We start from the raw sequence: 26,105 nt of genomic DNA on the forward strand, positions 1-26,105 counted from the left end.
CAAAGGGACACGACATGCAACCCGGTCAACAGCCCGACATGTCGGCGCTTCTGGCTCAGGCCCAGCAGGTGCAGCAGCAGTTGATGGAGGCGCAGGAGGCGCTCGCCAACTCCGAGGTGCACGGGCAGGCCGGCGGCGGGCTGGTCCAGATCACGATGAAGGGCAGCGGCGAGGTGATCGCCGTCGCGATCGACCCCAAGGTCGTCGACCCCGAAGACATCGAGACGCTGCAGGACCTCATCGTCGGCGCGCTGGCCGACGCATCCAAACAGGTCACCATCCTCGCCCAGAGCAGGCTAGGTCCGCTTGCTGGCGGGCTGGGCGGCCTGGGCATACCGGGGGTCTGACTTGTTCGAGGGGCCGGTCCAGGATCTCATCGACGAACTGGGCAAGCTGCCCGGGATCGGACCGAAGAGCGCGCAGCGCATCGCCTTTCACTTGCTGTCGGTCGAGCCGCCGGACATCGACCGCCTGACCGCCGTGCTCGGCAAGGTCCGCGACGGCGTCAAGTTCTGCGACGTGTGCGGCAACGTCTCCGACGAGGACCGCTGCCGGATCTGTTCGGATCCGCGGCGCGACGCGTCGCTGGTGTGCGTCGTCGAAGAGCCACGCGACGTGCAGGCCGTCGAGCGCACCCGGGAGTTCCGCGGCCGCTACCACGTGCTGGGCGGGGCGCTGGATCCGTTGTCCGGCATCGGCCCCGAGCAGCTGCGCATCCGTGAGCTGCTCAACCGGATCGGCGAGCGCGTCGACGGCGTCGACGTCGCCGAGGTCATCATCGCCACCGACCCCAACACCGAGGGCGAGGCCACCGCGACGTATCTGGTGCGGATGCTGCGCGACATCCCGGGGCTCACCGTGACGCGGATCGCGTCGGGCCTGCCCATGGGCGGCGACCTGGAGTTCGCCGACGAGCTGACGCTGGGCCGCGCGTTGTCCGGCCGGCGGGCCATGGCTTGATTCGGCGTGTTCTAGGGTGACGCTCATGCCGGACGAAGAATTCAGGGTCGAAGTCGAACTCGGCAGCGAGGAGCACGGCCTGTCGTTCTGGGAGCGGCTGCGCACGCTCGACCTCGACGACGACGCACGCAAGCGGCTCGGCAGCCGGGTGACGATCACGCGCGACGGCAATCGGATACTGCTCTACACGCACACCCTCGGCGACGCGCAGGAGGCGGAACGCACCTTCCGGACGCTGGTGGCCGAGGACCACGTCAGCGCCGAGTCCTCGATCGCGCGCTGGAATCCGGACGCGCAGGAGTGGGACGACCCGGTCTGCGGCGGCGCGGTCACCGACGATGCGCCCGACGTACCCGTTCCCGACCCGAGCTACGTCATCCTCGAGGCCTACAAGCCGGAGTTCCTGCGCGACCTAGGGCTGTAGCGCCCGGCTTCCCCGCCCCATTCCGCGAAATTGAACTCACGCAACTAATCACTCGCACTTTTGTTGCGTGGATCCAATCTCGTGGAGTCAAGGTCGCCAGCCACGGGCCACCAGCGCGTCACGAACGCTGCGGACGACTTCGTTCGGGCGGTCCTCCTTGATCACGTAGGTGACGTTCCAGCCCATCCGCGCGACCTTTCGCTTGCCGCGTACGTCCTTGGCGTACACCCTGCGATCGGTCCGGTGATGGTCACCGTCGTACTCTGCGCCGACGAGGTAGTCCTCCCATCCCAGGTCGAGCACCTTGATCAGCGATTGGCCATCGAAGACGCGGACCTGGCTGGTGGGCTGCGGTAAACCGGCGTCGACGAGCAGCAGTCGCAGCCAGGTTTCGCGCGGCGACTCGGCGCCCCGATCGACCAGTGGCAGCACATTCCTCAGGGACTTGAGGCCCCGCGATCCGGGATACCGCTCGATCAGCGCCAGGACGTCGGCGTCGTGGTAGGCCGTCGCGCGCTTGAGCGCATCGAGGCGCGCGACGGCGTCGCCCCGGTTCAGCCGTCTGCCCAAGTCGAACGCCGTCCGCGTCCGCGTCGTCACCGGGATGCCCGCCACCTTGGTGATCTCGTCGTCGGCGATCGCGTCGTTCCTGACGATCACCCCGGCCGGCGGACGGCCGTTGTTCCAGATGAGCTCGATGGGCTCGGTGGCGTCGACCCAGTCGGCGCCGTGCAGCGCCGCCGCTGCTGCACCCGCGACGACGGCGCGGCGCTTGGACCACAGCCATGCCGCCACCGTTCGGTCGCGCAGCGTCGGGTTCCACGGTTTCGGCACGTACACATCGGGCAGCAGCCGTTGGTGATGGCGCGCCAGTTCGTACCGGGTGAGCCCCGACTCGCTGCCCACGAAGACTGCCGTCCGCATGGCATGAACCTGCCACCCGGGTCCGACACCACGCGAGATTGAAGCGGGAGATCCGTTGCGTCAGTGCAATCTCGCGGAGGGACTAGGCCCGGCGGGGCGCGGCAAGCCGTTCTTGCCGCAACTGGTCGACCTCGCCCAACTCCAGCGGAGCCAGGTCACCGACGACGCGGGACAGCAGCAGGTCGGCCAGCTCGGGATTGCGGGCCAGACACGGCCCGTGCAGATACGTGGCGACCACGCTGCCCTGCACCGCGCCGTCGAACCCGTCGCCGTCGCGGTTGCCCGCTCCGGACACCACCCGCGCCAGCGGTTCGGCCGACGGCCCGAGAACCGTTCCACCGCGGTGGTTTTCGAAGCCGGTGAGCCGCTGGGTCAGGCCGGGCAGCAGCGGCTGCGACACCACCTCGCCGATGGTCCGCTTCGGCTGCGGCGACGTGGTGACGTCGAGCATGCCGACCCCCTCCACGCGCTCACCCGACGACGTCTCGTACCAGTGCCCGAGTACCTGGATGGCCGCGCAGATGGCGAGCACCGGCGCGCCACGCTCGGCTGCGCGCTGCAGGCCGGGGTACTGGATCAGGTGCTGGGTGGCCAGCCGCTGCGCGTAGTCCTCTGCGCCGCCGAGCGTGTAGAAGTCCAGCGAGTCGGGAACCGGGTCGGCCAAGGTGATTTCGACGATCTCCGCGTCAATCCCGCGCAGCCGCAACCGTTGTCGCAGCACGACCGCGTTGCCGCCGTCGCCGTAGGTGCCCATCACGTCGGGCAGCACCAGCCCGATCCGCACCGTCACGAGATCCGCCGATTCAGTTGCAGGAACGCGGTGTAGTTGGCGATCACCTCGACGTGTCCTGGCGGGCACGACGCGATCGCTTTCAGGGTGTCGTGCACCAGGGTGTGCTCGACGCCTGCGTAGCCCAGCCGTACCGCCAGATCGGTACCGCGCTCACCGGCTGCCACCACAGCCGTTCCTTCGAAATGCTCGAAGCGGACGTCCCACAACCAGGACAGGTCCTCGCCGTCGGGCACCTGCCCGTTGACGGCGATCACCACGCCCGCGCTCTGCTTGTCCACCATCGACAGCGCCTCCTGCCAGCCCGCCGGATTCTTGGCGAGCAGCACGCGTGCGGTGTGCGCGCCGAGTTGCACCGTCTTGTAGCGGCCGGCGACCTCGTCGACGCCCGACACCGCGGCGACGGCGGCGGCGGGATCTGCGCCAAGCGCGACGGCAGCCGCAACGGCCTGGGTGGCATTGCCGCGGTTGACGGTGCCGGGCAGCGCCAGCGTCATGGGCAGCGTCAGCCCATCCGGGCCGTAGACGTGCGAATCGTCGAACCACCACTGCGGGCTTGGCCGCTTGAAATCGGTACCCGTCGAATACCAGTCGGCGCCGTCGCGCACGATGATCTCGCCACTGCGTGGGCAGCTCACCGAGTCGTTGGCCCAGCCGCCGCCCGCAGCCACCCACACAACGCGCGGGCTGTCGTAGGCCGCCGAGGTCATCAGCACGTCGTCGCAGTTGGCCACCACCACGGCGTCGGGATGCCTGGCCAGCCCGCCGCGCAGCGTGCGTTCGATGTGGTTGATCTCACCCACCCGGTCCAACTGATCGCGGGACAGATTCAGCAGCACGATCACCGCCGGGTCGACCGCGTCGGCGACGTGGGGGACGTGCATCTCGTCGACTTCCAGCGCCGCCAGCTCCGCGCGGCGCGCGCCCGCCAGCGCCGCGACCAGTCCGGCGTCCATGTTGGCGCCCTCGGCGTTGGTGGCGACGGGCCCGATGGTGGCCAGTGCCGCCGCGGTCATCCGGGTGGTGGTCGACTTGCCGTTGGTGCCGGTCACGACGACGGAGCACTTGCCTTCGCCCAGCTGGCGCAACAGCGATTTGTCGAGCGTCATCGCCACCAGGCCGCCGATCATCGCGCCTGCGCCGCGGCCCGTGACCCGCGACGCCCAACGCGCGGCGGATCCGGCGCCAAGCGCCATGCGTCCACGGGTGGTAACCATCCCAGGCAGTCTAGGAGCGCAAAAGTAGGTAGGCGACACGCGGCGTCGCTGGTCCTGGCTTGTCGGAGGACCGTGCCATTCTCGAAACGTGAGCAGCTCCTGGGGCCGACCGGTGACCGAGCCCGGTGCGGGCTGGGCGGTCGTCGACGTCGAGACGTCGGGTTTCCGCCCGGGGCAGGCTCGCATCGTCAGCGTCGCCGCGCTGGCCCTCGGCGACGACGGCAATGTCGAGGACAGCTTCTCCAGCCTGCTGAATCCCGGTGTCGACCCGGGGCCCACGCACGTGCATGGTCTGACCACCGAGATGTTGGAGGGGCAGCCGACGTTCGCCGAGATCGTCGAGCCGCTCAACGCCGTCCTGCAGGGCCGCACCCTGGTGGCGCACAACGTGGGGTTCGACTACTCGTTTCTGACTGCTGAGGCCGAGCTCGTCGGCGCCCAACTGCCGGTCGACACCGTGATGTGCACGGTGGAGCTGGCGCGCCGCCTCGACCTTGGCGTCGAGAACCTGCGGTTGGAGACGCTGGCCGCGCATTGGGGCGTCACGCAGATGCGCCCGCACGACGCGCTCGACGATGCCCTGGTGCTCGCGCAGATCCTCAAGCCCGCGCTGGCCGGAGCCCACGATCGCAAGGCCTGGTTGCCGGTGCGCCCGGTCGTGCGCCGCACCTGGCCGAACGGGCAGGTCACCCACGAGGAGCTGCGGCCGCTGAAGATGGTCGCGGCGCGGCTGCCGTGCCCGTATCAGAATCCCGGTCGGTTCACCGCGGGCCGGCCGCTCGTGCAGGGCATGGCGGTGGCCTTGTCCAGCGAGGTCAAGCACACCTACGAAGAGATCATCGAGCGCATCCTGCACGCCGGCCTCGCCTACACCGAGGCGGTCGATCAGCAGACGTCCCTGGTGATCTGCGACGAGCCGAAGCCCGAACAAGGCCGCGGCTATCAGGCCAATGAGTTGGGGATCCCTTTGGTCCGCGACGCCGACTTCATGTCCCTGTTGGATTCCGTGGTCGGCGGCACGGGGCTCGAGCAATTCGCCGATGCAACCCTCAGCGGCGACCAGTTCACCTTGTTCTAAGCGCGCCAGCTCCGCGGTGAGACGCCGTGGGTGGTGCGGAACTGCCGCGCGAAGTACCCCGCGTCCGCGATGCCGACGCGCCGGGCGACCTCCGAGATCGGCAGATCGGTGGTGCTCAACAATGCTCGGGCGTCGGCCATGCGGCGCTCGTTGATCCACTCCTGCACGGTGCGCCCCGTCCGGCGGCGGACGACGGTGGTGAGGTGCCCAGGGGTCAGCCCGAGCTCGCGTGCGACATCCCTGAGTGAGAGTGGCTGGGCGATACGGCGATCGATCACCGCGAAGACGTCGGCGATGAGGGGCTCACCGCTGCGGCGCAGGTCGCCGACCACGTCGTCGGTCATGCGCGCGACGTCGATCAGCAGCAGGGTCAGATGCGCGAGCGCCGCTTGCCGGTAACCGTCCCTGCGATCTCTCAGTTCGACCTCCATGGAGTCGATCATGTTGTCCCAGAAACTCTTTCGCTGGTCCGGTACTCGCAGAGTCAGCAGGCCTCCCGAGCGTTCGTGCAGAAACGGGAACAACAGCGGATGGCTCCGCCACGTCGGCCACGGCGAACGCGTGCCCTCGTCCAGGGCCGCGGGATCGAAGAGTATGGCGACGCCGCGTGCGCGCTCATCCGCCCAGGCGGGATCGATCGTCTCTCCGGCCGCGACCACGGAGATCGATCCGACGTCCACCTGGTAGACGAGAATCGGAAACTCGTGGATGTGGCGGCGCTTCTCGGGGAGATCGCCGTGGTGCAGCCTGATCATCGACACCGGCGGGGTCGCCGGGTCCGTCGGATAGTCGTAGACGGGGATTCCGTCGCGATGACGGACCAGGCGGGCCGACGGTGTCATGAGCCGAAGATAGTCCCACTATTGCCGAATATCACCCAATTCACCAGGTAGTTTCGCGTGGATGATGAGGTCATGACCAAAGATCATCCAACCTCGGTGACACGATCGCTGGGCAACCGCCACGACTATCTGCCCGCTGCGGGGCTGGACTTCCTGCTGCCGAGCTATGACCTGCTGACGCGCGTGCTTGGCATGCGTCCGGTCTACGACGCGCTCGTCGCGCAGGCCGAACTCTTCGACGGTGCCAAGGTACTCGAAATCGGTTGCGGTACGGGAAATCTCACGATGAAAGCGAAACGCGCCCATCCCGGCGTGCGGCTGACCGGATTCGACCCCGATCCGCGGGCGTTGGCGCGGGCGCGCCGCAAGGCCGGTCGAGCGGCGGGCGTCCAGTTCGATCAGGGCTACGCGCAGGAGCTGCCGTACGCCGACGGCTCGTTCGACCGCGTGCTGTCGTCGATGATGCTGCACCATCTCGACGACGACGTGAAGGCGGCGGCGATCGCGGAGTCGTTCCGGGTGCTGCGGCCGGGCGGCAGCATCCACGTCGCCGACGTCACGGGCCACCACGGAGCTGCAGCGCGCAACGGCTCCGTCATCCAGGGTCTGCTCCGCGCCGGCGGGTTCGAGAGCGCCGTCCTCGGATCGCGCCGAATTCGCCTGTTCGGACCGGTGAGCTACGTGCGCGGCATCCGACCCTTGTAACCACTACGTCTGTAGTGATACCGTCGGCACATGGCAACCACTACAGACGTAGTACACAATTGGCGGGCCACCTACCGCCGAAGGGGTTACTTCTTTCGCGAAGCGGCGATGCTGACGATCGTCATCGGCTTCGGCATGCACCTCTACCGGGTGATCTTCGGAGACGACCTCACGCTGCAATACGCGGTCACGCCGACGACGGACGTGCTGCTGATGATGCCCATGACCTATGCGTCCATCAGCGGCATCCTGAGTTATCGGCGCATGGTGTTCGTCAACCGGCCGCACCGCATCGTGATCACCGCATCGCTGGCGTACATCTCGCTCAGCGTTCCGCTGCACCTGTACGTCGCCTTCGTGCTGCGCGACGTCGGCTTCTACGTGCACATGGCCGGGCATTGGCTGAGCTATCTGCTGCTCTGTCTGGTGTACCCGGCCTTCTTGATCGTGCTGTCCCGGGTGCGGTTCGAGGACTGATGCCGCCGAATCCGCAGCGACGCGTCCAGCTTCTCGACGCCGCGATCGAGATCCTCGGCGACGTCGGCATCGGCGGGTTGACCCACCGGGCCGTCGACGACCGTGCGGGCCATCCCGCGGGCACCACGTCGAACTACTTCCGCACCCGGATGGCGCTGCTGGAGGCGACAACGGGCCGCGTGGCCGATCTGCAATGGCAGTACGTCGGGCTGCTGCAGGAAGGCTTGACGCAAAACCAGGGCACGCTGACCCGAGACACCTTGGCGGCGTTGATGACCCGGATGGTCACGGATACCGATCCGGCGCAGCGCCGCCGACAATTGGCACGGTATGAGTTGTTCAACGAAGGCGTCCGCCGCCAGGAATTACGCCCATCTCTGGGCGAGATCCAGGCTGCCGCAATGAAATCCGCCGCGGTGATTCTGCAGTCCGCAGGCCTGGAGCCGACCGAAGGACAGGTCGGCGAGCTCGCCCGACTGCTCAACGGTCTGGCCTACAGCAACCTCACCTTCACCGATGGCCAGCCGGGCGCCCACGACGCCGCGGGCGTCATCGCCCGGCTGTTGAAGGCCGTTCTTGGCTAGCTATTCAGCGTTGGCGCCGTCGCGCAGGGAATGGATCATGCTCTGCAGGATCCGGAACGCGCGTGACTGCTCGGCCTCGGTCAGGCCTGCCAGCATTCTGACTTCGACGGACCGGACCGCTGCGGACGCCTTCTCCAGGCTCCGTCGGCCGCGGGGCGTCAGCCGGGTGGGAAGCACCTTCCCGACGGGCGCGGCCGCAGGCCTGGTCACGTAGCCATCTCGTTCCAGCGCCTGGAGCAGCACGTTCATCGACTGTCGTGTCACGAAGGCGCCCCGGGCGAGCTCGGAGTTCGACAGGCCCGGCCGTTGCGCCAGCAGCTCGAGGCAGGAGTAGTGCGTCACGCTCATGCCGAGCGGCCGCAGCACCTCCTCCATGGCTGCGCGCAGGGCGCTCGACGCCTCCTTCAGCACGTAGCCGAGTGACGTCTCCAGGTCGACGCCGACACCGTCTTGACTCATGTCAGCATTCTGACATAGCTTGGCCATGTCAGAAAACTGACACGACAGGAAAGAGCAGCACATGCCCGCCACCGGACCCGACTTCATCTCGCTCCAAGCGCGCGACCTCGACGCTTCGCAGGAGTTCTACGAGCGGTACCTCGGCCTCGTCCGTTCGCCAGCCGGACCTCCGCACGCCGTCGTCTTCGAGACGAAGCCGATTGCGTTCGCACTCCGCGACGTCATTCCCGGCACCGATCTGGGATCAGTTGCGCAGCCCGGCATCGGTGCCGCGATCTGGCTGCACGCCACCGACGTCCAGGCCATTCACGATGCGCTCGTCGCCGACGGTCACACCATCGTCTTCGCACCGATTGACGGCCCCTTCGGTCGGACGTTCACCTTCGCCGACCCCGACGGCTACCAGGTCACGCTTCACGACCGCGCATGATCGGCCGAGGCCCCGCACCCGCGGTCCACGGCCCACCAGTCCTTGGGCTGGGACGACGGTGAAAATGCCCACCTTCGAGCGACTTTCGCGCGGCACTATCGCGGCAACGTCGAAAAGTCGCTCGAAGGTGGGCAATCGGGGTCCCACGATCCGGGGGCGGGTGCGGCCGCCGTGGACGACGCCGTGGACGACGCGCGCGTCGGCTATCCGCGCGCGGCGCGGTTGACGGCGGAGACAACTGCCCGCAGCGACGCCGTGGTGATGGACGTCGCGATGCCAACGCCCCACACCGTCTGCCCGCCGACGGAGGCCTCGACGTACGCCGCGGCCTGCGCGCCCTCGCCCGACGACATCGCGTGCTCGGAGTAGTCCAGCACGGACACGTCGTATCCGATGTTGCCCAAGGCGTCGACGAACGCGGCGAGCGGACCGTTGCCCGCACCGCTGATCTCGGTCTCCACTCCGTCGACCTTCACGGTCGCGGTGATGGTGTCCGTTCCGCCGTCCACCTCGGCGGCGTCGACCTTCTGCCGGATCCGTTCCAGCGGCCGGATCGGCGCCAAGTATTCGTCGGCGAAGACATCCCACATCTCCTTCGGGGACACCTCGCCGCCCTCACCGTCGGTGATCTTCTGCACCACCTGGCTGAACTCGATCTGCAGCCGGCGCGGCAGCACCAACCCGTGATCGGCCTTCATGATGTAGGCCACGCCGCCCTTGCCGGACTGCGAGTTCACCCGGATCACGGCCTCGTAGGTGCGGCCGACGTCCTTCGGGTCGATGGGCAGATACGGCACCTGCCACAGGATGTCGTCCACGTCCGCGTCGGCCTCATCGGCGCTGACCTTCATGGCGTCCAGGCCCTTGTTGATCGCGTCCTGGTGACTGCCCGAGAACGCCGTGTACACCAGGTCGCCGCCGTAGGGGTGCCGCTCGTGGACCGGCAGTTGGTTGCAGTACTCGACGGTGCGGCGGATCTCGTCGATGTTGGAGAAGTCGATCTGCGGGTCGACGCCGCGGCTGAACAGATTGAGCCCCAACGTCACCAGGCACACGTTTCCGGTGCGCTCACCGTTGCCGAACAGGCAGCCCTCGATGCGGTCGGCGCCGGCCTGGTAGCCCAATTCCGCTGCGGCGACGGCGGTTCCGCGGTCATTGTGCGGATGCAAGCTCAGGATGATCGAGTCGCGGCGGGCCAGGTTGCGGCTCATCCACTCGATCGAGTCGGCGTACACGTTCGGCGTGGCCATCTCGACGGTAGCGGGCAGGTTGACGATCAGCGGCGCCTCGGGGGTGGCCCCGACGATCTCCGAGACCGCGTCGCACACCTCCTTGGCGTACTCCAGTTCGGTGCCCGTGTACGACTCGGGCGAGTACTCGAAGCGCCACTGCGTGTCGGGGTGGCGCGCGGCATGCTCGACGCACAGCCGGGCGCCCTCGGTGGCGATGGCCTTGACGGCCGCGCGGTCGGCGCGGAACACCACCCGACGCTGCAGGATCGACGTCGAGTTGTAGAAGTGCACGATGGCCTTCGGCGCGCCGGCGCAGGCCTCGAACGTCCGCTCGATCAGCTCCGGCCGGCACTGGGTCAGCACCTGGATCGTCACGTCGTCGGGGATGGCGCCCTGGGTGATGATCTCCCGGACGAAGTCGAAGTCGGTTTGGCTGGCCGACGGGAAGCCGACCTCGATCTCCTTGTAGCCCATGCGGACCAGCAGGTCGAACATGCGACGCTTGCGTTCCGGGCTCATGGGGTCGATCAGTGCCTGGTTGCCGTCCCGCAGGTCCACCGCACACCACATCGGTGCATTCTCGACGACCCGGTCGGGCCAGGTGCGATCGAACGGAACCGGCGCTGCACTCGATGCCGGGCTCCCGCCCGGGACCTCTTCGGCGAAGGTGCGATACCGGCTGACCGGCATCTGCGAGGCGCGTTGGGTGTTCCACGCGGGCTGGCCGGGATTCGGCGCACCCGACGGGGTGCTGATGGTGCGTACCGACGTATAAGCGTCGATGGAATGGGGGTTCGGGTTGTTCACGGTTCTGGCTCCGGATTCGTCTGGATTTACTTCAGACCGGCGCATCGTGAACACCCGCGACGGGAGGCCAGTCTGGATCAGACCCCGTCGCGGCGTCCGAGGAGGAGCATCCGCTGCACATGGGTGACTGTACTCCGCGGGCCCGCCGCGCCCAAAACTTGGGCTGACGGGCGGCTATGCCAGACTAACCGCGTGCGCAGGCTGGTGTTCGGCCTCCTGGTCGTTGCGGCGCTCGTCACGGGCTGCGCCGAGTCGGTCGACGGCGCCGCGCGGCCCGGATCGCGCGACGTGGACCCGGCATCCTTCTTCGCAGGCGCCGTCGCCACGTACGGCCAGCCGGTCAGCTCCGATGACGTCGACGGGCTGGCGTACCTGCGCGCGCTGCGCCGCATCGATCCGTGCGGTCTGCTGACGCACGACGATCTCGTGAAGATCGGCGAAATCGGCTCCGTAGGAACGCTATTCGCGTTCGATGAGTGTGACGTCGACGTCAAGGTGCCCGGGGAGACCGATCGCCGCTACGTCAGCGTCGAGCTGACTCGGACCCACGTCGACGGCCAGCCGGTCGTCTTTCGGGCCGCAGGCCTGCCGGTGTACGACGCGGATCCCGGCTCCTGTGACTACCTGGTGCCGCTCGAGCTCTCCCGACTGCCCGGTGCGCCGCCCGCTCGTGGCGCGGACCGGCCATTCGTGCGGATCGGTCTCATCGCCGACGGCAACTGCGAGTTCGTCCAGCGGCTGGTGCAGGCGGTCGCACCGCGGTTGGCGGCGCTGCGCGTGCCACTGCGCGACGCGGTGGCCGTCTACCCCGCCGAGGTCGCCGAGCACGACCCTTGTCACGTCCTCTCGGCATTGGACGGCCAGGTCGGGTATTGGGACGTCGAACACTCGCGCCCATACGAGTGCGACTTCGTGCTGCAACGCATCGGCTTCGATGCCGCGCCGCTTCGGGTGTCGCTGGAACCGCAGAGCTACGACATGGCCACCGAAACCCGGACGCGCCTCGACCGCGACGGGGTGGAAGTGTTCGTCGACCAGGGCAGTTGCACGGCCGCGACGTTCGTCGGCCCGGCATTGCGACGCAAGTTCGTCGGTGGCTCCTCGATCCCCACCGGCGACGTGGTGATCCGTCCGGCGGTGGTGGTCGCCGCGGGCCCAGGGCGTTGTGACGCCGCGATCGACGTGGCTGCGGCCTCGGCGAAGTTCTACGCCTGACCGCGGACATTCGAGTAGTCGATTACGCATGATCGGTCACCGCGACAGCGGGACCATATCCCCAGGACGCCGACAACGCGGGGGAGACGATGACAACCACTCACGACGATTCATTGGGCCAGCGGACGGGCTATGACGCCGCCTTCGTCGGGCAGCGCATCGAGGTGCCCGCGGGCGTCGACGCCAGCGACGCCGTACTCGTGGACGGGTCGCCCGTCGTCCACTACACGCACTTCTCGCTGGAGCTCAGCAAGAGCCGGCGACTCTGCCGTTGGGTGGCGTGGAACATCGACGGGTCAACGCTTCGAGGCCCCGGAACCGCCGACCCGATCGGGCGCGACGACCTCGAATTCACCACTGACGACCGCATCGACGAGAACCTGCAAGTCGCAGACGACGTCTACAAGGACAACCGCCTGGACCGCGGTCACGTCGCCCGGCGCGCCGATCTGTTGTGGGGCGACCACGACGAGGCGGTACGCGCCAACGCCGACTCCTTCTACTTCACCAACATCACTCCGCAGATGGACAACTTCAACCAGTCGGCCCGTCACGGTGTGTGGGGGCGTCTCGAGAACGCGTTGCTCGAACACGTCGACGACGACAACTCGAGGGTCGCCGTGCTGGGCGGACCCTTCCTGTCCGAATCCGATCCCGACTATCGAGGGATGGTTCGGATTCCCATCGAATTCTGGAAGGTGTTCGTCTACCAGCGGGACGGCGAAATCCGGACGCGCGCGTTCATCGTCACCCAATCGTTGGACGGTCTGAAGGCGCGCGACCCGTTCGCCGAGTTCGTGACCGTGGAGAAGACCGTCGAGGAGGTCGCCGAGAAGGCGAGGGTCGAGTTCGACCCGGTGCTGCGCGAGCTTCAGCACCGCGGGCGTCCCGCGACGCGTGGGCGGGTCGAGCCGCGAGCCGTGCGCCGCGCCGCCGACATCGCGTGGTGACACCCACATCCATCGAAGGGGATGGGACATGACCAGACGCCGGTCACTTCACATCGGCCTGAACAAGGTCGATCCCGGCCAGTACGGCGGTTGGGACGGTGCCTTGTCGGGATGCGTGAACGATGCGATCGCCATGCGCGACGTTGCGCTCAGCCGCGGCTTCGCGCCCGAACTGTTGGTCGACGACGAGGCCACCATCGGTGCCGTCCGCGACCGTCTCGACGACGCCTCCGCCCAGCTCGACGCTGGTGACTTCTTCTTCCTGACCTACTCGGGTCATGGCGGACAGATCACCGACGTCAGCGGCGACGAACCCGACAAGGTCGACGAGACGTGGTGTTTGTACGACACCGAACTCGTCGACGACTCGCTCTTCGGCGCGCTGTGCACGTTCAAGCGCGGCGTCCGGGTCTTCGTCATGTCCGACAGTTGTCACAGTGAAACCGTCACCCGCGCTCTGCTACGCCGGCTGCGGCCGGCGCAACGGCCGGGCTACAAGCCGAAGTTGGCCCCGCACGAAGCCACCTCCGCAGAGTTCACCAAGAACCGCGATGTGTATGCGGCGCAGAGCACATGGTGGGAACCACGCCACGTCGTGCCACGGGATGCCGATGCCAACGTGGTGCTGATCTCCGGCTGCCAAGATCGCCAGACGTCACTGGACGGGCCGGAGCACGGCGTCTTCACCGCCGCGTTCCTCCAGGTGTGGAACAGCGAATACCGCAAGAGCTACCGGGAACTCAGAGACGACATCGTCGCCGCCGTCGACAGTCCGGACCAGACGCCCGGCATCTTCTGCTACGGCGTTGACGTGGCAGGCATGCTGCCGCAGATCCCGCTGAGCGATGACCGCGCCGCGCCGCTGATCCCCACGGGATTCAGGGGCATTTTTCCGAACGACAATCTGCCGCAAGTCGATTGACCATCCACCAACACCAGGGAGAGATCATGAGTACACGCAAGTCGCTGCACATCGGTTTGAACCGCGTCGACCCCGACCAGTACGGCGGGTGGGACGGTGCACTGTCGGGCTGCATCAACGATGCCGATGCCATGAAGGAGATCGCCGAAAGCCGGGGCTTCACAGCCGAACAGCTCATCGACGACCAGGCCACCGTCGGTGCAGTGAGGGACAAGCTCAACGAGTACGCCTCTCAGCTCGAAGACGGCGACTTCTTGTTCCTCACCTACTCCGGACACGGCGGACAGGTGCCCGATCAAAACGGTGATGAAATCGACGGCTACGACGAGACATGGTGTCTCTACGACACCGAACTGGTCGACGACTCCCTCTACGGTGCCCTGTGCACGTTCAAGAAGGGCGTTCGGATCTTCATCATGTCGGACAGTTGCCACAGCGAAACCGTCGCCCGCCGCGGACCAGGCATCCAGCGGATCGCCGCCAGGGAGGAACGGCGCGCATTCGTGGACAATCAACCCGGACCCAAGTCGAAACGAGCTCCGCTGGAGTTCACCACCGCCGAGTACGAGAAGAACCAGCAGGCCTACAAGGCCCAACAAGGCTGGTGGGCACCGAAACAGCTCCCTGACGCCGACGTTCCCGCAAAGGTGGTCCTGATCTCCGGATGCAGGGACGAGCAGACGTCCATGGACGGCCCGGGCAACGGTGCGTTCACCTACGCGTTCCTGCAGGTCTGGGAGAAGAACGGCCGCGACTATCGCAAGGGCTACAAAGACCTCCAGCTGGAGGTCCTCGGCGCCATCGAGAACTCGGACCAGGAGCCGCAGATCTTCTATTACGGCGAGGGTGTCAAGGCGATGCTGGCACAGATGCCGTTCAGCGACGAAAATGCCGCCGTACCAGTCTGATTCGCGCTACCGCTTGACCAACAACGACTCGAAGCTGGCTACCTGACCGCCGTACCGACTGGTGTATTCGGACACGACCGACTTCTTGAGCAGGTCGACGTCCATCAGATCGGCCCGGTTCGGCGGCGGCGCCCCTGCGAACTCCTCGTACGCGAAGACGATGGCGTCGATGGCTACCGGCCGGCGTAGCTGGTCGGTGCCGATCGCGTCGAGAAGTGCACTGGCGACGGCCGGATATGGCGTGTACTCGGAATTGGCGAGATAGCTTGCGAGTTCGGCGTTTCCGCCGGGCAACGAGGTGTCTATGCCGGCAGCGGCGAGTGTCCGGATGAGTGGGTCGAGGTCGTTCGGTGGTGGCGTGACGACGTCGGAGGTGGTGGTCGGTGTGCTCGACGCGACCGCCGAACTGGTCGTCGGGCCGGCGGTGGGGAGCGTGGAACTCGACGAACTGAGGACGACCACCAGAATGACGACGACCGCGACCACCGCAGCAGCGAGCCCACCCGCGATGGCCAGCATTTTCTTGTTTGGCCCCGTGCGCGGGTGGGCCGCCGGAGTCGGTGCTGGGGCGATGGTGAACAACGTGGACGTGTCGCCACGCACGTACAGCACCGGCGTCACCCACTCCAGGGAACCGGGTGTACCCAGCAGGCCCACGCGTCCGCTTCCCATCGCATCGCCGATGCTGCGGCCACGTGCCAGCGCGCTGTACAGGCCGCGGGCGAACCTGGTGGCGCCGTCGTCGCTGATCGAGAACTGCATCGCCGCCACGGCGCTGATACCCCGCCGCACCAGTGTCGCCGCGGTGCTCGAGAACAGGTCCTGCGTGCCGCTCCTGCCGGACTGGCACGAATTCAACACCACCAGTTGGGGAGTTTGCTTGGCCTCGTTGAGCAGCCTCGCGAGCCGGTCGGCGTCCACCAGGTGCGTGCCGCCGTCGGCGCCCACGAGGGCGATCACACCCTGATCGGCTCGTTGATCGTAATCGCCGTGGCCGATGAAGTGCAGCACATGCCATGTGCCGTGGAGCATTTCGTCCTGTACGGCATCCCAGGTGGCCTGCAGCAGCCACTTGAGCTCGATTCGGCCGTCGGCCATCGGTTCGGCAAGCGCCTGGGACAGCTTCTGGCGTTCGGCCTCGACGTCCAAGGTCGACATTCCCCCGGGAGACGCGACCAACACCAGCACCTTCAGCGGTGCGACGATCGCGAGTGGTTCGGCCTGCGTCGAAGGGACCTGGCGTATCACCGGCTCGGCGAGCCCGATGTATTCACCGTTCTGCGAGTCGTACATCGATTCCCACGGAATGGCGGCCAAGCCAGGGACGTCCAGCCGGAGCACTACCTGCAGCCGTTCGCCAGCCGCATTGGCCGACGTGGCGCTGCTCCGGTACGCCTCGCCCACCGGCCCGCTGAAGAGGGCATCGAACAATTCCTGGCCGACCGTGCGCAGTTGCCGTTCGCCCGGTGAGAGCACCCTGCGGTTCGTCACCGCCGACGCCAGCACCGCGGTCTCCAAGGCGTCCCTCGATGCGACGTAGGTCTGGGGGTCCAGTTGCATTGTCCCCGTGGAGCCCTCGCCGGAGGCGGAGCGCACGACACGGACCACGAACTGGCCCTCCACCGGTGCGGCGGTGACCTCCAATTCGATCACGCTGGCCATGGCGCTACCCCTCGTCGATCGTTTGACGATGCCCGTCGGTCACGTTGATCGCCACCACCACCGTCGCACGCTTGGCCGTGCCGCCTCCGGCAATTGGCCGCTTCCTTCAGTTTTCTTCAGATGGTGTGATCCGCCGAAGGGCCTGGTGCGGATCGCCGTTCCGCACCAGGCCCGAGCCACCAACGTGGCTCCTAGGCGGGCACCTTCTTCTTCGTCGCCGAGCGTTTCGCCGGCGTCACATTCTTTGCGGGTGCCCTCTTCACCGGCGACTTCTTGGCCGGTGCCTTCGCAGCGCGCGCCCTGTCGGCCTGAGCCCCATTGCCAGGTGCGGCGGCCACTGCCGCATCCAGCGGCACGTCGGCAAGCAGGGAAAGGAAGTCGACGAGCGACTTGCCGCCGAGCTGTGGCCATCCGTCGCCTCCCGGGCCGCGCAGCACCGTCCAGATCTCCTCCAACAGAACTCGATCGGACCGGGGCTCCTCGGGCGCTCGTAGGTCGCACGGATCGACGACGACCGCTGCCGGCGGTGGCACCATCCGGCGCCGTGCCTTGTCCCTGAACTCGCCACGCATGTCCTTGGCGACCTCGCCGCGGAACCAGTTCATGTCGATGTTGCCCGGGTCCCACTTGCCCTGAATGGCGGCGTATTCCTTGTGGCCGATCACCTTGTCAGCGCTCACCCCGAGCCGCAGCGCAAGCGCCGCGCAGGTGTCGCGCATCGAGATGATCTGCGCATCCGGCCACTGCTCGTGCTTGTCGAAGGTACCGTCGGGATGAATTGTCGGCCAGGCACATTCGATGCCGATCATGTGCCAGTTGGCGTTGTTGGTCGGCAGCCACGGGTAACTTCCCCTGCCCGCGTGCCAACAGACGCCGACGGCGACGATGGTCACGGTGCCGTCCGGTGCGATGTGCAGGTTCGCCAGCGGACCGGCCAGGTCCGGCCTGCCGTTGCGGATCGACTCGGCCGACTCCCGTGAATTGCCGGTGTGGTGGACCATGACCCCGCGGATGTCCAAGAAGTCGCCGTGGCCCCGGTTCTGCCAGCCGTCCAGGGTCTTCAGCCGGTCGCCCAACACGGGCCGCAGCGTCTCCTCCAGCCACGTGGGATCGCCACGGTGCGTCCCGCGATGGGTTCCCTTGCGTGCCCGCGCGGCCCGGACGGGGCCCTCCGCGAGCGCTCGACGCAGCACCGTCCACGCTTCGTCCCACTTGCCCGCGTACCGGTCTCCGAACGCGCTGCCCTGCACGCGCTGCGCGAACTGGCCTGCCAGCCGCGGGTTGTCCTTGGCGCTGGTGTAGTCGTCGGATAGCGCCTCCAGGAACATGTCCGCGCTTTCGGCCAGCGTCATCCGCCTGCGGTTTCCGTTGATGTCACCGAACAGGCCACCCCATCCCCATGGGCGTCCTGGTGCGCCGGGCCGCGAGACCTGTTGTTGGAAGTAGCCCGAGGACAGGCCGTCGTCCGACTCGCTGTCGTGCGGGAACTGCTCGGACTGCGGGTCCTTGCGGTTGAAGGGGCACCACCACTGCCGTTGACCGTTGCGGTCGTTGGCGCCGACCTCGGTCGAAATGGTCATCAGCGCGATGACGGTGGCGAGCTCGTCGAGCCCACGCCGCAGCGACACGGCATGCACCTCACGCGCGATCTGCTCGCGCGTACGCAACGGTGCATCGTCGAATCTCTTGAAGTTCCTCGTACTCATTGAATCCTCCTGTGGGCCATGGCCGTCCCCCGTCCAAGGGCTGTAGCGAAATGGACGCTATCGAGGGAGCGCGCGCAGAACGCGCGTAGTCGGCTACCTGCTTTTCGGCAGGGGCGCGGGTGCTAGACCTGCGAGTCGGGGAACGCGACCACCGACAGGAACCGGATCGGAAGTTCGATCAGATCCACCGGACCGTGCGCGCCCTCACCGTCGAGTTGCAGGGAGTCGCCCGGGTGCAGCCGGTACACCGAACGACTGTGGCTGTACTCCATGACGCCTTCGAGCATGTAGATGAATTCGGTGCCGGGGTGCTGGAACAGCGGATAGGTCTTGCTCTTCTCCGTCAACGTCACCTCGAGGCACTCGAGGCGCTTGTGCTCACCGCGCAGTGAGCCCAGCAGCTGATACTCGTGGCCCTCGCGGGTGCCGTTGCGGACGATGCGCGCACCGGTGCCCGCCTTGACGAACGCCGCGGGCCGCTCGACGTCAGAGCCGCGGAACAGGCTGGTCACCGGGACGTCGAAACCCTTCGCCAGCAGCGCCAGCGTGGACAGGCTGCAGGAGGTCTGGGCATTCTCGATCTTCGACATCATCGCCTTCGAGATGCCGACGCGGGCCGCGGTCTCGGCCACCGTGAGCCCGTGCTGCAGGCGTAGTTGACGCACGTTGCGCCCGATCGCGGCCTCGAACTCCAGCTCGTCGACGGGCTCACCCGGATCGCGTTCGCGCGCGGTGCCGGACTTGTTGCGGAGCAGCCCATCGTCGGTCACGTGAACAGTCTTCCCTCTCCGGCGGCTAGCGCATCTCGCCCGCGCCGACATACGGGTACGGCGACCTCAACAGGTCGTCCTCGGCGAAGCGCGCCAACCTGAAGTCGGTCTCCGGGATGCGCGGGTCGCAGCTGTGGCCGTCGACCACCAGATCGGCGACCAGCCTGCCCACCGCGGGCGCGATCTTGAAGCCGTGGCCGCTGAACCCCGCGGCCACCAGGAGGCCATCGATCCCGGTGCGGGAGATCACCGGGTTCCAGTCGGGGGTGACGTCGTAGCAGCCGGCGTAGCTCCCGGTGATGGCGGCGTCGGTGAAGCCGGGGAAGCGGGTGCCGACGCGGTCGACGGTGAGGTCGATGAACGACTCGGTGGCGCGGTTGAGGTAGTCGTCGGGGTCTGCCACCTGACAGTGCGACAGGTCGCTGTTGCCGAACAGCACGGTGTTCTCCTGCGCGCCGCCGGGCTCCGGCCGGATGTACTGCAGCGACACCAGATCGGAGAACACCGGCACGGGGCCGATGTCCACGCCGGGGGAGATCAGCACGATCTGCTCGCGCACCACCCGGATCGGGACGTCGATCCCATGGCGCGCCAACAGCTCTCGCGTCCACACGCCGGTGGCGACCACCACGGTGCCCGCCGACACCTCGGTGCCGTCGGCCAGCCGCACGCCGCTCGCCCGGTCACCGTCGAGCAGCAGATCCGTCATCGCGGCGCCCTGGCGGATCCGCACCCCCGCAGCCCGTGCGGACACGGCGAACGCCTGTGCGGTTTGGTAGGCGTCGCCGTATCCGCCGCGGGCCTCCCACGCGAACGCCGCGAACGGCGACAGGTCGGCGAACGGCCACAGCTCGGCCACCTCGGCGGCGTCGATCTCCTCGGTCTGCACGCCGACGGCGCGTTGCGCGGCAACGCTCTTGCGCAGTGCGTCGACGTTGGGTTCGCCGACCCCGACCACGTAGCCCGTCTGCCGGAAGCCGATGTCGGCGGCGTGTTCCCCCAGGAACTCCTGCGGCTTCTCGAACACCTCCAGCGCGGTGGTGGCCATCGCCGCCAGCGAGCTCACGCCGTAGTGGCACCGGACGATGCCGCTGGACTTGCCGGTCATCCCCGATCCGACGGTGTTGCGTTCGACGACGACGACGTCGGTGACACCGCGCTGGGCCAAGGCCCATGCCGCGGCGGCGCCCTCGATGCCGCCGCCGACGATGACGACGTCGGCGGTCTCGTTACTCATGGACGAGATCCCGGGATCCAGTCGGTGCCCGCCAGCGGGACCCGCGCCATCGCCGCGGCCTCGATCGTGACGGCGACCAAGTCCTCGGGTTCGAGGTGCCGCACGTGCGCCTTGCCGCACGCCCTGGCGATGGTCTGCGCCTCCATCGTCAACACCCGCAGGTAGTTGGCCAGCCGCCGACCGCCCTCGACCGGATCGAACCGGCTCGCCAGCTCGGGGTCCTGCGTGCTGATGCCCGCGGGGTCCTTGCCGTCCTGGAAGTCGTCGAAGAAACCTGCTGCGCTGCCGAGCTTTTCGTACTCGGCGGCGTAGCGCGGGTGGTTGTCCCCGAGCGCGATCAGTGCGGCCGTGCCGATGGCGACGGCGTCCGCGCCGAGCGCGAGCGCCTTGGCGACGTCGGCACCGCTGCGGATGCCGCCCGACACGATGAGCTGCACTTCTCGCCCGGCGCCGCCGCTGCGGTGTACGCCCAGTTCGGAAAGCGCTCGAACCGCCTGCGGCACCGCGGCAAGCGTCGGGATGCCGACGTGCTCGATGAACACGTCCTGGGTGGCGGCGGTGCCGCCCTGCATGCCGTCGACCACGACGACGTCCGCGCCGGCGTGCACGGCGAGCTTGACGTCGTAGTAGGTGCGGGTGGCACCGACCTTGACGTAGATCGGCTTCTCCCAGTCGGTGATCTCGCGCAGCTCGTTGATCTTGATGGTGAGGTCGTCGGGTCCGGTCCAGTCCGGATGCCTGCACGCGGAACGCTGGTCGATGCCCTGCGGCAGGGTGCGCATGCCCGCGACGCGTTCGGAGATCTTCTGGCCCAGCAACATTCCGCCGCCGCCCGGCTTGGCGCCCTGCCCGAGCACGATCTCGATGGCGTCGGCCCTGCGGAGGTCGTCGGGGTTCATGCCGTAGCGCGACGGTAGATACTGGTAGACCAGGTGCTTGCTCTGCCCCCGCTCCTCGGGCGTCATACCGCCGTCGCCCGTGGTGGTGGACGTGCCGACCTCGCTGGCGCCGCGGCCGAGGGCCTCCTTGGCGGGCCCGGACAGCGCGCCGAACGACATGCCCGCAATGGTCACCGGAATGTCGAGGTGCAAGGGGTGTTTCGCGTTGCGGTCGCCGAGTACCACGTCGGTGTCGCACCGTTCGCGGTAGCCCTCGAGTGGATACCGCGACATCGACGCGCCGAGGAACAGCAGGTCGTCGAAGTGCGGCAGTGGGCGTTTGGCGCCCCAGCCCCGGATGTCGTAGATGCCCGTCTCGGCGGCCCGCTGAATCGCGGCGATGGTGGTCCGGTCGAAGGTGGCGGATTCGCGCAGGCCCAATCGTGCCCTGGCGTCGGAGGTTTCGGTCATCAGTAGCTCGATGCGTTGTCGACGTGGAAGTGGTAGAGGCTGCGCGCGGAGCCGTAGCGGGTGTAGGCGTGGGTGTCGTCGTCCTCGTACCCCGCAGCCTTCAACAGCCGGCCCAGCTCTTCGTGATGCTCGGGACGCATCTCCTTGGCCACGCAGTCGGCGCCCAACGACGCGGTTTCGCCGCGCACGTAGATGCGTGCTTCGTAGATCGAGTCGCCGAGCGCGTCGCCGGCGTCGCCGCGCACGACCAGCCTGCCCGCCTGTGCCATGAACGCACTCATGTGCCCGACGTCGCCGCCGACGACGATGTCGACGCCCTTCATCGAAATGCCGCATCGGGCAGCGGCATTGCCCTCGATCACTAGCAGTCCGCCGTGAGCGGTGGCGCCCGCGGACTGGGAGGCGTTGCCCTTCACCCATACCGTGCCGCTCATCATGTTCTCCGCGACCCCGGTGCCTGCGTTGCCCTCGATGGTGATGTCGGCGCGCTGGTTCATGCCTGCGGCGTAATACCCGACGTGGCCGACGACGGTGACCTTGACCTCGGCGTCCAGGCCGACGGCCACGTTGTGGGCGCCTGCGGGGTTCTCGATGACGAAGTCACCGGCCAGGCCGGGAACGTGCAGGGCTGAATTGACCTCGCGCAGAGCTGTTTTGGCGAGGTCGTAGCTGGTCAACGTGTCCATGCGTACACGACCTCCGGCTCGGGCTCCCAGATGGCGGCGTTCTCGACGCCGGGTAGGCCGGAAAGCGCGCGGTACTCGCTGCCCATCGCCACCCAGTCCTCGGTCTCGGCGATCACCGCGGGTTTGCACGCGATCGCGTCGCGCACGACGGCGAACGAGTCGCGGTTGGACACCAGCAGCGTGTAGAAGCCGTCGAACGTGGCACACAGTTCCTTCAGTGCGGTCTCCACGTCGCGACCCTCGGCCAGCCGGCGTGCGACGAACCGTGCCCCGACCTCGGTGTCGTTCTCGCTGTCGAAATGCACACCGCTGGCGATCAATTCGCGCCGGATGGTGGCGTGGTTGGCGAACGAGCCGTTGTGCACCAGGCACTGCTCGGGTCCGACCGCGTACGGGTGCGCGCCCGACGGGGTGACCGCCGACTCGGTGGCCATCCTGGTGTGCCCGACGCCCTGCCAGCCCTGCGCGGTGGCCAGGCCCCACGACCGCGTCAGCGTGGCGGGGTCGCCGACGCCCTTGAGCACGGCCAGGTCGGCGCCGAAGCCGGCCACCAACGCGTCCGGGAAAGCAGTCCTGGCTGCGGCGAGCAGCGACTCGGAGCCGGCGTCGGTCGTCAGCAGATAGGTGTCACCAACCATCCGTACCGATACATCGGAGCCGAGCGCGGAACCGACTGCCGCGCAGACGGATTCGGTGTCGTCACCAACGTCGAGCAGTGATACGCAACCCTGGCCTGGCGGGGTCCACACGGGGTCGCCGTATATGGCGACCCCTGCGGAGTCGCTGCCGCGGTTGGACATCTCACACAGCATCCCGGTGAGCAGTTCACCCAGCCGTGGATACAGGTCGGGTGTGCGCAGGTGTAGTCCCACGATGCCGCACATCGCTTGTCCTCTCGTCTGTGATTTGTGGAGTTTGAGCCGCGCGCACCGCCGATCAAACTCCACAAATGGCTAAAAAGCGGTCAGGTACTGCTCGATCTCCCACTCGCCGACCGAGCCGTGGTAGGCAAAGAACTCCTCGCGCTTGATGCCTGCGAAGTAGCTCGCCACGCCCTCCCCGGCCGCGTCGAGCACGCCGGTGATCAGCGGATCGCCCTCCAGCTCGTCCACCGCGTGCAGCAGCGTGGGCGGCAGTGCGGGGCGATTCTCGGCGACGGAGCCCACCGCGCCGGGGTCGACGCTGCGCTTGATGCCGTCGATGCCCGCGCCGAGGGCCGCGGCAATCGCAAGGTAGGGGTTTGCCGAGCCGTCGCCACCCCGCAATTCGACGCGTTGGTCGTCGGGCACGCGGATGTAGTGCGTGCGATCGTTGCCGCCGTAGCTGGGCTGCCTCGGCGCCCATGATGCGCCGGACGCGGTGGTCAGCGCGCCGGTTCGCTTGTAGGAGTTGACCGTTGGCGCGATAACGGCCTGCAGCGCGCACGCATGGTCGAGGATGCCCCCGATGAACGAATACGCCGTCGGGGACAGGCCGAGACCGCGATCGTCGGTTTCGCCACCGTCGGTCTGGAAGACCGGGGTGCCGCCGCTGGTGAGCGACAGGTGCAGGTGCAGTCCGCTGCCGGTGCGGTCGGCGAACGGCTTGGGCATGAACGTGGCGATCATGCCGCGCTCCGCGGCGATCATCGACAGCAGGTAGCGCAGCGTCACCACCCGGTCGGCGGTGGTCAGCGCGTCGGAGAATTGGAAGTTCTGTTCGAACTGCCCGTTGCCGTCCTCGTGATCGTTGGCGTAGTTGGACCAGCCGAGCCGGTTCATCGCCGACGAGATCGTGGTCAGGTGGTCGTACATCCGCGTGACGCCGCGGGCGTCGTAACAGGGCTGCGCGGCCGTGTCGGCGGTGTCTGCGGTGGCGAGGCTGCCGTCGGCGTTGCGGGTGAGCAGGAAGTACTCGACCTCGGCGCCCACCCACGGCTCGAAGCCGGCGTCGGCGGCGCGCTGGATCAGCGACTTGAGGATGATGCGTGGCGCATACGGCCACGGCTTGCCCTCGACGTGCGGGTCGCAGTGCACGATGGCCAGCCCCTCCTTGATGAAGGGGATCGGGGTGAAGGACGCGGCGTCGGGGATCGCCATGAGGTCCGGATCCTTGGGCTCCTGGCCCATGGCGCCGACGGCGTACCCGGCGAATCCGACGCCCTCGGTCGCGAGCAGCTCGACGGCCTCGACCGGCACCAGCTTCGCGCATGGCTTGCCTCGCAGGTCCACGAACAACGCGAGGATGAACTTGGTGCCCGCTTGTTCGGCGAGTGTCGCGAGGTCAGTGGTCATCCGAGTCCTTGTCTCTTGTTAGGAATCAAAGTATCACGCTATGAAACGAACCGCGCGCCGAGAAATCCCGGCCGACGCGGGCGAACCGCGTCGGCCGGGATCTGCTCTTAGTTGGTTGTCGCGAGTTCGTACGCCGCGTCGCGGTGCAACTTGGCGTCGATGCCGCTTTCCTCGTCCTCGGGAGCCACGCGGATGCCCATCGTCTTCTTGATGGCGAAGGCGATGATGAACGCGACCACGAACGAGTACGCCATGACCGCGCCTGCGGCCACCGCCTGCCGCCACAGCTGGTCGAACCCACCGCCGTAGAACAGCCCGTTGGTCTTGTTGGGCATGCTCTCGCTGGCCAGGAGCCCGATCAGCAGGGTGCCGATGACACCGCCGACGAGGTGGACGCCGACGACGTCGAGCGAGTCGTCGTAGCCGAACCGCTCCTTCAGCCCCACCGCGAACGGGCAGATCGCACCGGCGATCAGGCCGAGGATGATGGCGCCGACCGGGGTGACCGCACCACACGCGGGGGTAATGGCGACCAGGCCGGTGATGGCACCTGCGGCCGCACCGACACCGGTGACGTGGCCGTCCTTGATCTTCTCGACGGCGAGCCAGGCCAGCGTCGCGGCGCAGGTGGCCACGAACGTGGTCACCATGACGATCGCCGCCGAGTTGCCCGCGGCCAGTGCCGATCCGCCGTTGAACGCGTACCAGCCGGCCCACAGCAGGCCGGCGCCGAGCAGGGTCAGCGGCACGTTGTGCGGCTTGCGCAGCTGCCCCCAGGACGCCGACTTGCCGAGCACGATGGCGACGGCCAGCGCCGCAGCACCGGCGTTGATGTGCACGGCGGTACCACCGGCGAAGTCAATCGCCTTGAGGCTGTTGGCAATCCAGCCGCCGACCGAGTCCTTGGTCGCGACGCCGTCGAACGCGAACACCCAGTGGGCGACCGGGAAGTACACCAGCACCGCCCAGAGGGTGGCGAAGACCATCCACGACGCGAACTTCATCCGGTCCGCTGCCGCGCCCGAGATCAGGGCGACCGTGATCGCCGCGAACAGCGCCTGGAACAACGCGAAGAGGCTCACGGGAAGACCCGAGATGGTGGTCTGCGACTCCAGCAGATCCTTCATGCCCATGAACTCGGTGATGCTCCCGACGAAGCCGCCCATGGTGGTGCCGAACGTCATCGAGAAGCCGAAGAGCACCCAGAGGACGCCGACGATAGCGGCAGCGCCGAACGTCATCATCATCATGTTGGTCGAGCTCTTGACCGAGACCATGCCGCCGTAGAACAGCGCAAGCCCTGGAATCATCAGCGTGAGGCCGATGATGCAACACAGCATGAAGGCTGTGGTGCCTGTGTCCACTACGTCCATCAAATTTCTCCTGGAGTGATGCGGCCCCCACAGGCCGTTCACTCGCAGTAACCGATGTTTCGGTTACGTGGACGGTATCGGCATGTTTCTCACGTGTAACAGTCCGCCTGATGCTGGGTGCGGGG

General features: G+C 67.5%; 27 protein-coding genes. 12 read left to right on the plus strand and 15 right to left on the minus strand.

Features of this window, described 5'->3' with window-relative positions:
- The first annotated feature begins 14 nt into the window (after positions 1 to 14).
- The 3 genes from N536_RS0131615 to N536_RS0131625 are packed head-to-tail and all read left to right on the plus strand — an operon-like array spanning position 15 to position 1,384.
- Entirely contained in the window at positions 15 to 347 is a 333-nt protein-coding gene (locus tag N536_RS0131615; RefSeq protein ID WP_029117276.1) for a YbaB/EbfC family nucleoid-associated protein, read from the plus strand.
- Position 348: 1 nt separating this feature from the next.
- Positions 349 to 960 (plus strand): recombination mediator RecR, encoded by a 612-nt coding sequence (gene recR, locus N536_RS0131620; RefSeq protein ID WP_029117277.1) that lies wholly within the window; start codon positions 349 to 351, stop codon positions 958 to 960.
- 25 nt (positions 961 to 985) lie between these two features.
- On the plus strand, positions 986 to 1,384 hold the full coding sequence (locus N536_RS0131625; protein WP_029117278.1) for a hypothetical protein: 399 nt from the start codon (positions 986 to 988) through the stop codon (positions 1,382 to 1,384).
- 87 nt (positions 1,385 to 1,471) lie between these two features.
- Here N536_RS0131625 and N536_RS0131630 read toward each other — a convergent pair whose 3' ends face one another.
- The 3 genes from N536_RS0131630 to N536_RS0131640 form a co-directional block, all read right to left on the minus strand.
- Entirely contained in the window at positions 1,472 to 2,308 is an 837-nt protein-coding gene (locus N536_RS0131630; RefSeq protein WP_029117279.1) for a hypothetical protein, read from the minus strand.
- Positions 2,309 to 2,390: 82 nt separating this feature from the next.
- Positions 2,391 to 3,098 (minus strand): type 1 glutamine amidotransferase, encoded by a 708-nt coding sequence (locus N536_RS0131635; protein WP_029117280.1) that lies wholly within the window; start codon positions 3,096 to 3,098, stop codon positions 2,391 to 2,393.
- The gene (locus N536_RS0131640) at positions 3,095 to 4,315 is read right to left on the minus strand and encodes a Mur ligase family protein (RefSeq protein WP_029117281.1); all 1,221 of its coding nucleotides are present in this window, start codon (positions 4,313 to 4,315) and stop codon (positions 3,095 to 3,097) included. The genes N536_RS0131635 and N536_RS0131640 overlap by 4 nt, the downstream gene beginning before the upstream one ends.
- 88 nt (positions 4,316 to 4,403) lie before the next feature.
- Here N536_RS0131640 and N536_RS0131645 point away from each other — a divergent pair, with 88 nt between their 5' ends.
- Positions 4,404 to 5,393 (plus strand): DEDDh family exonuclease, encoded by a 990-nt coding sequence (locus N536_RS0131645; protein WP_029117282.1) that lies wholly within the window; start codon positions 4,404 to 4,406, stop codon positions 5,391 to 5,393.
- Here N536_RS0131645 and N536_RS0131650 read toward each other — a convergent pair.
- On the minus strand, positions 5,390 to 6,235 hold the full coding sequence (locus tag N536_RS0131650) for an AraC family transcriptional regulator (protein WP_029117283.1): 846 nt from the start codon (positions 6,233 to 6,235) through the stop codon (positions 5,390 to 5,392). The genes N536_RS0131645 and N536_RS0131650 overlap by 4 nt on opposite strands.
- Positions 6,236 to 6,307: 72 nt before the next feature.
- On the opposite strand from N536_RS0131650, the gene N536_RS0131655 reads away from it, so the two are divergent.
- From N536_RS0131655 to N536_RS0131665, 3 genes are read left to right on the plus strand one after another with little or no spacing between them, the layout of a single operon-like run.
- The gene (locus tag N536_RS0131655) at positions 6,308 to 6,940 is read left to right on the plus strand and encodes a class I SAM-dependent methyltransferase (protein WP_029117284.1); all 633 of its coding nucleotides are present in this window, start codon (positions 6,308 to 6,310) and stop codon (positions 6,938 to 6,940) included.
- A 30-nt stretch (positions 6,941 to 6,970) separates the two neighbouring features.
- Positions 6,971 to 7,417: a hypothetical protein gene (locus tag N536_RS0131660; protein ID WP_036438299.1), complete on the plus strand. Its 447-nt coding sequence runs from the start codon at positions 6,971 to 6,973 to the stop codon at positions 7,415 to 7,417.
- Positions 7,417 to 8,001 (plus strand): TetR/AcrR family transcriptional regulator, encoded by a 585-nt coding sequence (locus N536_RS0131665; protein WP_029117286.1) that lies wholly within the window; start codon positions 7,417 to 7,419, stop codon positions 7,999 to 8,001. Before N536_RS0131660 ends, N536_RS0131665 begins: the two co-directional genes overlap by 1 nt.
- Here the strand turns inward: N536_RS0131665 and N536_RS0131670 are convergent, their stop codons facing one another.
- A complete protein-coding gene (locus N536_RS0131670) occupies positions 8,002 to 8,460 on the minus strand; it encodes a MarR family winged helix-turn-helix transcriptional regulator (RefSeq protein ID WP_029117287.1) in 459 nt (152 codons plus the stop codon).
- A gap of 61 nt (positions 8,461 to 8,521) precedes the next feature.
- Between N536_RS0131670 and N536_RS0131675 the strand changes: the two genes are divergently transcribed.
- On the plus strand, positions 8,522 to 8,890 hold the full coding sequence (locus N536_RS0131675) for a VOC family protein (protein WP_029117288.1): 369 nt from the start codon (positions 8,522 to 8,524) through the stop codon (positions 8,888 to 8,890).
- A 203-nt stretch (positions 8,891 to 9,093) separates the two neighbouring features.
- Here the strand turns inward: N536_RS0131675 and leuA are convergent, their stop codons facing one another.
- Complete coding sequence (leuA, locus tag N536_RS0131680) at positions 9,094 to 10,974, minus strand: 2-isopropylmalate synthase (RefSeq protein ID WP_051574901.1); 1,881 nt, start codon at positions 10,972 to 10,974, stop codon at positions 9,094 to 9,096.
- A gap of 147 nt (positions 10,975 to 11,121) precedes the next feature.
- Here leuA and N536_RS0131685 point away from each other — a divergent pair, with 147 nt between their 5' ends.
- The 4 genes from N536_RS0131685 (at position 11,122) to N536_RS0131700 (ending at position 14,924) form a co-directional block, all read left to right on the plus strand.
- Positions 11,122 to 12,144, plus strand: coding sequence for a hypothetical protein (locus tag N536_RS0131685; protein WP_029117290.1), 1,023 nt, complete (start codon positions 11,122 to 11,124; stop codon positions 12,142 to 12,144).
- 89 nt (positions 12,145 to 12,233) lie between these two features.
- A complete protein-coding gene (locus tag N536_RS40010) occupies positions 12,234 to 13,094 on the plus strand; it encodes a DNA/RNA non-specific endonuclease (RefSeq protein WP_051574896.1) in 861 nt (286 codons plus the stop codon).
- A 28-nt stretch (positions 13,095 to 13,122) separates the two neighbouring features.
- Positions 13,123 to 14,016, plus strand: coding sequence for a caspase family protein (locus N536_RS40015; RefSeq protein ID WP_051574897.1), 894 nt, complete (start codon positions 13,123 to 13,125; stop codon positions 14,014 to 14,016).
- Positions 14,017 to 14,042: 26 nt separating this feature from the next.
- Positions 14,043 to 14,924: a caspase family protein gene (locus tag N536_RS0131700; protein WP_036438301.1), complete on the plus strand. Its 882-nt coding sequence runs from the start codon at positions 14,043 to 14,045 to the stop codon at positions 14,922 to 14,924.
- A 6-nt stretch (positions 14,925 to 14,930) separates the two neighbouring features.
- Here the strand turns inward: N536_RS0131700 and N536_RS0131705 are convergent, their stop codons facing one another.
- From N536_RS0131705 to N536_RS0131745, 9 genes are all read right to left on the minus strand, one after another.
- Complete coding sequence (locus tag N536_RS0131705) at positions 14,931 to 16,586, minus strand: CHAT domain-containing protein (protein ID WP_029117292.1); 1,656 nt, start codon at positions 16,584 to 16,586, stop codon at positions 14,931 to 14,933.
- Positions 16,587 to 16,777: 191 nt separating this feature from the next.
- Positions 16,778 to 18,292, minus strand: a complete 1,515-nt coding sequence (locus N536_RS43665; protein ID WP_081809467.1) for an N-acetylmuramoyl-L-alanine amidase — start codon at positions 18,290 to 18,292, stop codon at positions 16,778 to 16,780.
- 122 nt (positions 18,293 to 18,414) lie between these two features.
- On the minus strand, positions 18,415 to 19,062 hold the full coding sequence (locus tag N536_RS0131715) for an XRE family transcriptional regulator (protein ID WP_029117293.1): 648 nt from the start codon (positions 19,060 to 19,062) through the stop codon (positions 18,415 to 18,417).
- A 25-nt stretch (positions 19,063 to 19,087) separates the two neighbouring features.
- The gene (locus tag N536_RS0131720; protein WP_036438304.1) at positions 19,088 to 20,299 is read right to left on the minus strand and encodes an FAD-binding oxidoreductase; all 1,212 of its coding nucleotides are present in this window, start codon (positions 20,297 to 20,299) and stop codon (positions 19,088 to 19,090) included.
- Positions 20,296 to 21,648 carry an FMN-binding glutamate synthase family protein gene (locus N536_RS0131725; RefSeq protein ID WP_029117295.1) on the minus strand — a complete coding sequence of 451 codons (1,353 nt, stop codon included), beginning with the start codon at positions 21,646 to 21,648 and terminating at the stop codon, positions 20,296 to 20,298. Before N536_RS0131725 ends, N536_RS0131720 begins: the two co-directional genes overlap by 4 nt.
- The gene (locus N536_RS0131730) at positions 21,648 to 22,334 is read right to left on the minus strand and encodes a protein glxC (protein ID WP_029117296.1); all 687 of its coding nucleotides are present in this window, start codon (positions 22,332 to 22,334) and stop codon (positions 21,648 to 21,650) included. The genes N536_RS0131725 and N536_RS0131730 overlap by 1 nt, the downstream gene beginning before the upstream one ends.
- Complete coding sequence (locus tag N536_RS0131735; protein WP_029117297.1) at positions 22,322 to 23,218, minus strand: glutamine amidotransferase; 897 nt, start codon at positions 23,216 to 23,218, stop codon at positions 22,322 to 22,324. Before N536_RS0131735 ends, N536_RS0131730 begins: the two co-directional genes overlap by 13 nt.
- 69 nt (positions 23,219 to 23,287) lie before the next feature.
- Entirely contained in the window at positions 23,288 to 24,607 is a 1,320-nt protein-coding gene (glnT, locus tag N536_RS0131740) for a type III glutamate--ammonia ligase (RefSeq protein WP_029117298.1), read from the minus strand.
- Between the two features lie 107 nt (positions 24,608 to 24,714).
- Entirely contained in the window at positions 24,715 to 25,971 is a 1,257-nt protein-coding gene (locus N536_RS0131745; protein ID WP_029117299.1) for an ammonium transporter, read from the minus strand.
- Positions 25,972 to 26,105 lie beyond the last annotated feature (134 nt).

The sequence above is a fragment of the Mycobacterium sp. URHB0044 genome, assembly GCF_000620625.1.
GTDB lineage: Bacteria > Actinomycetota > Actinomycetes > Mycobacteriales > Mycobacteriaceae > Mycobacterium.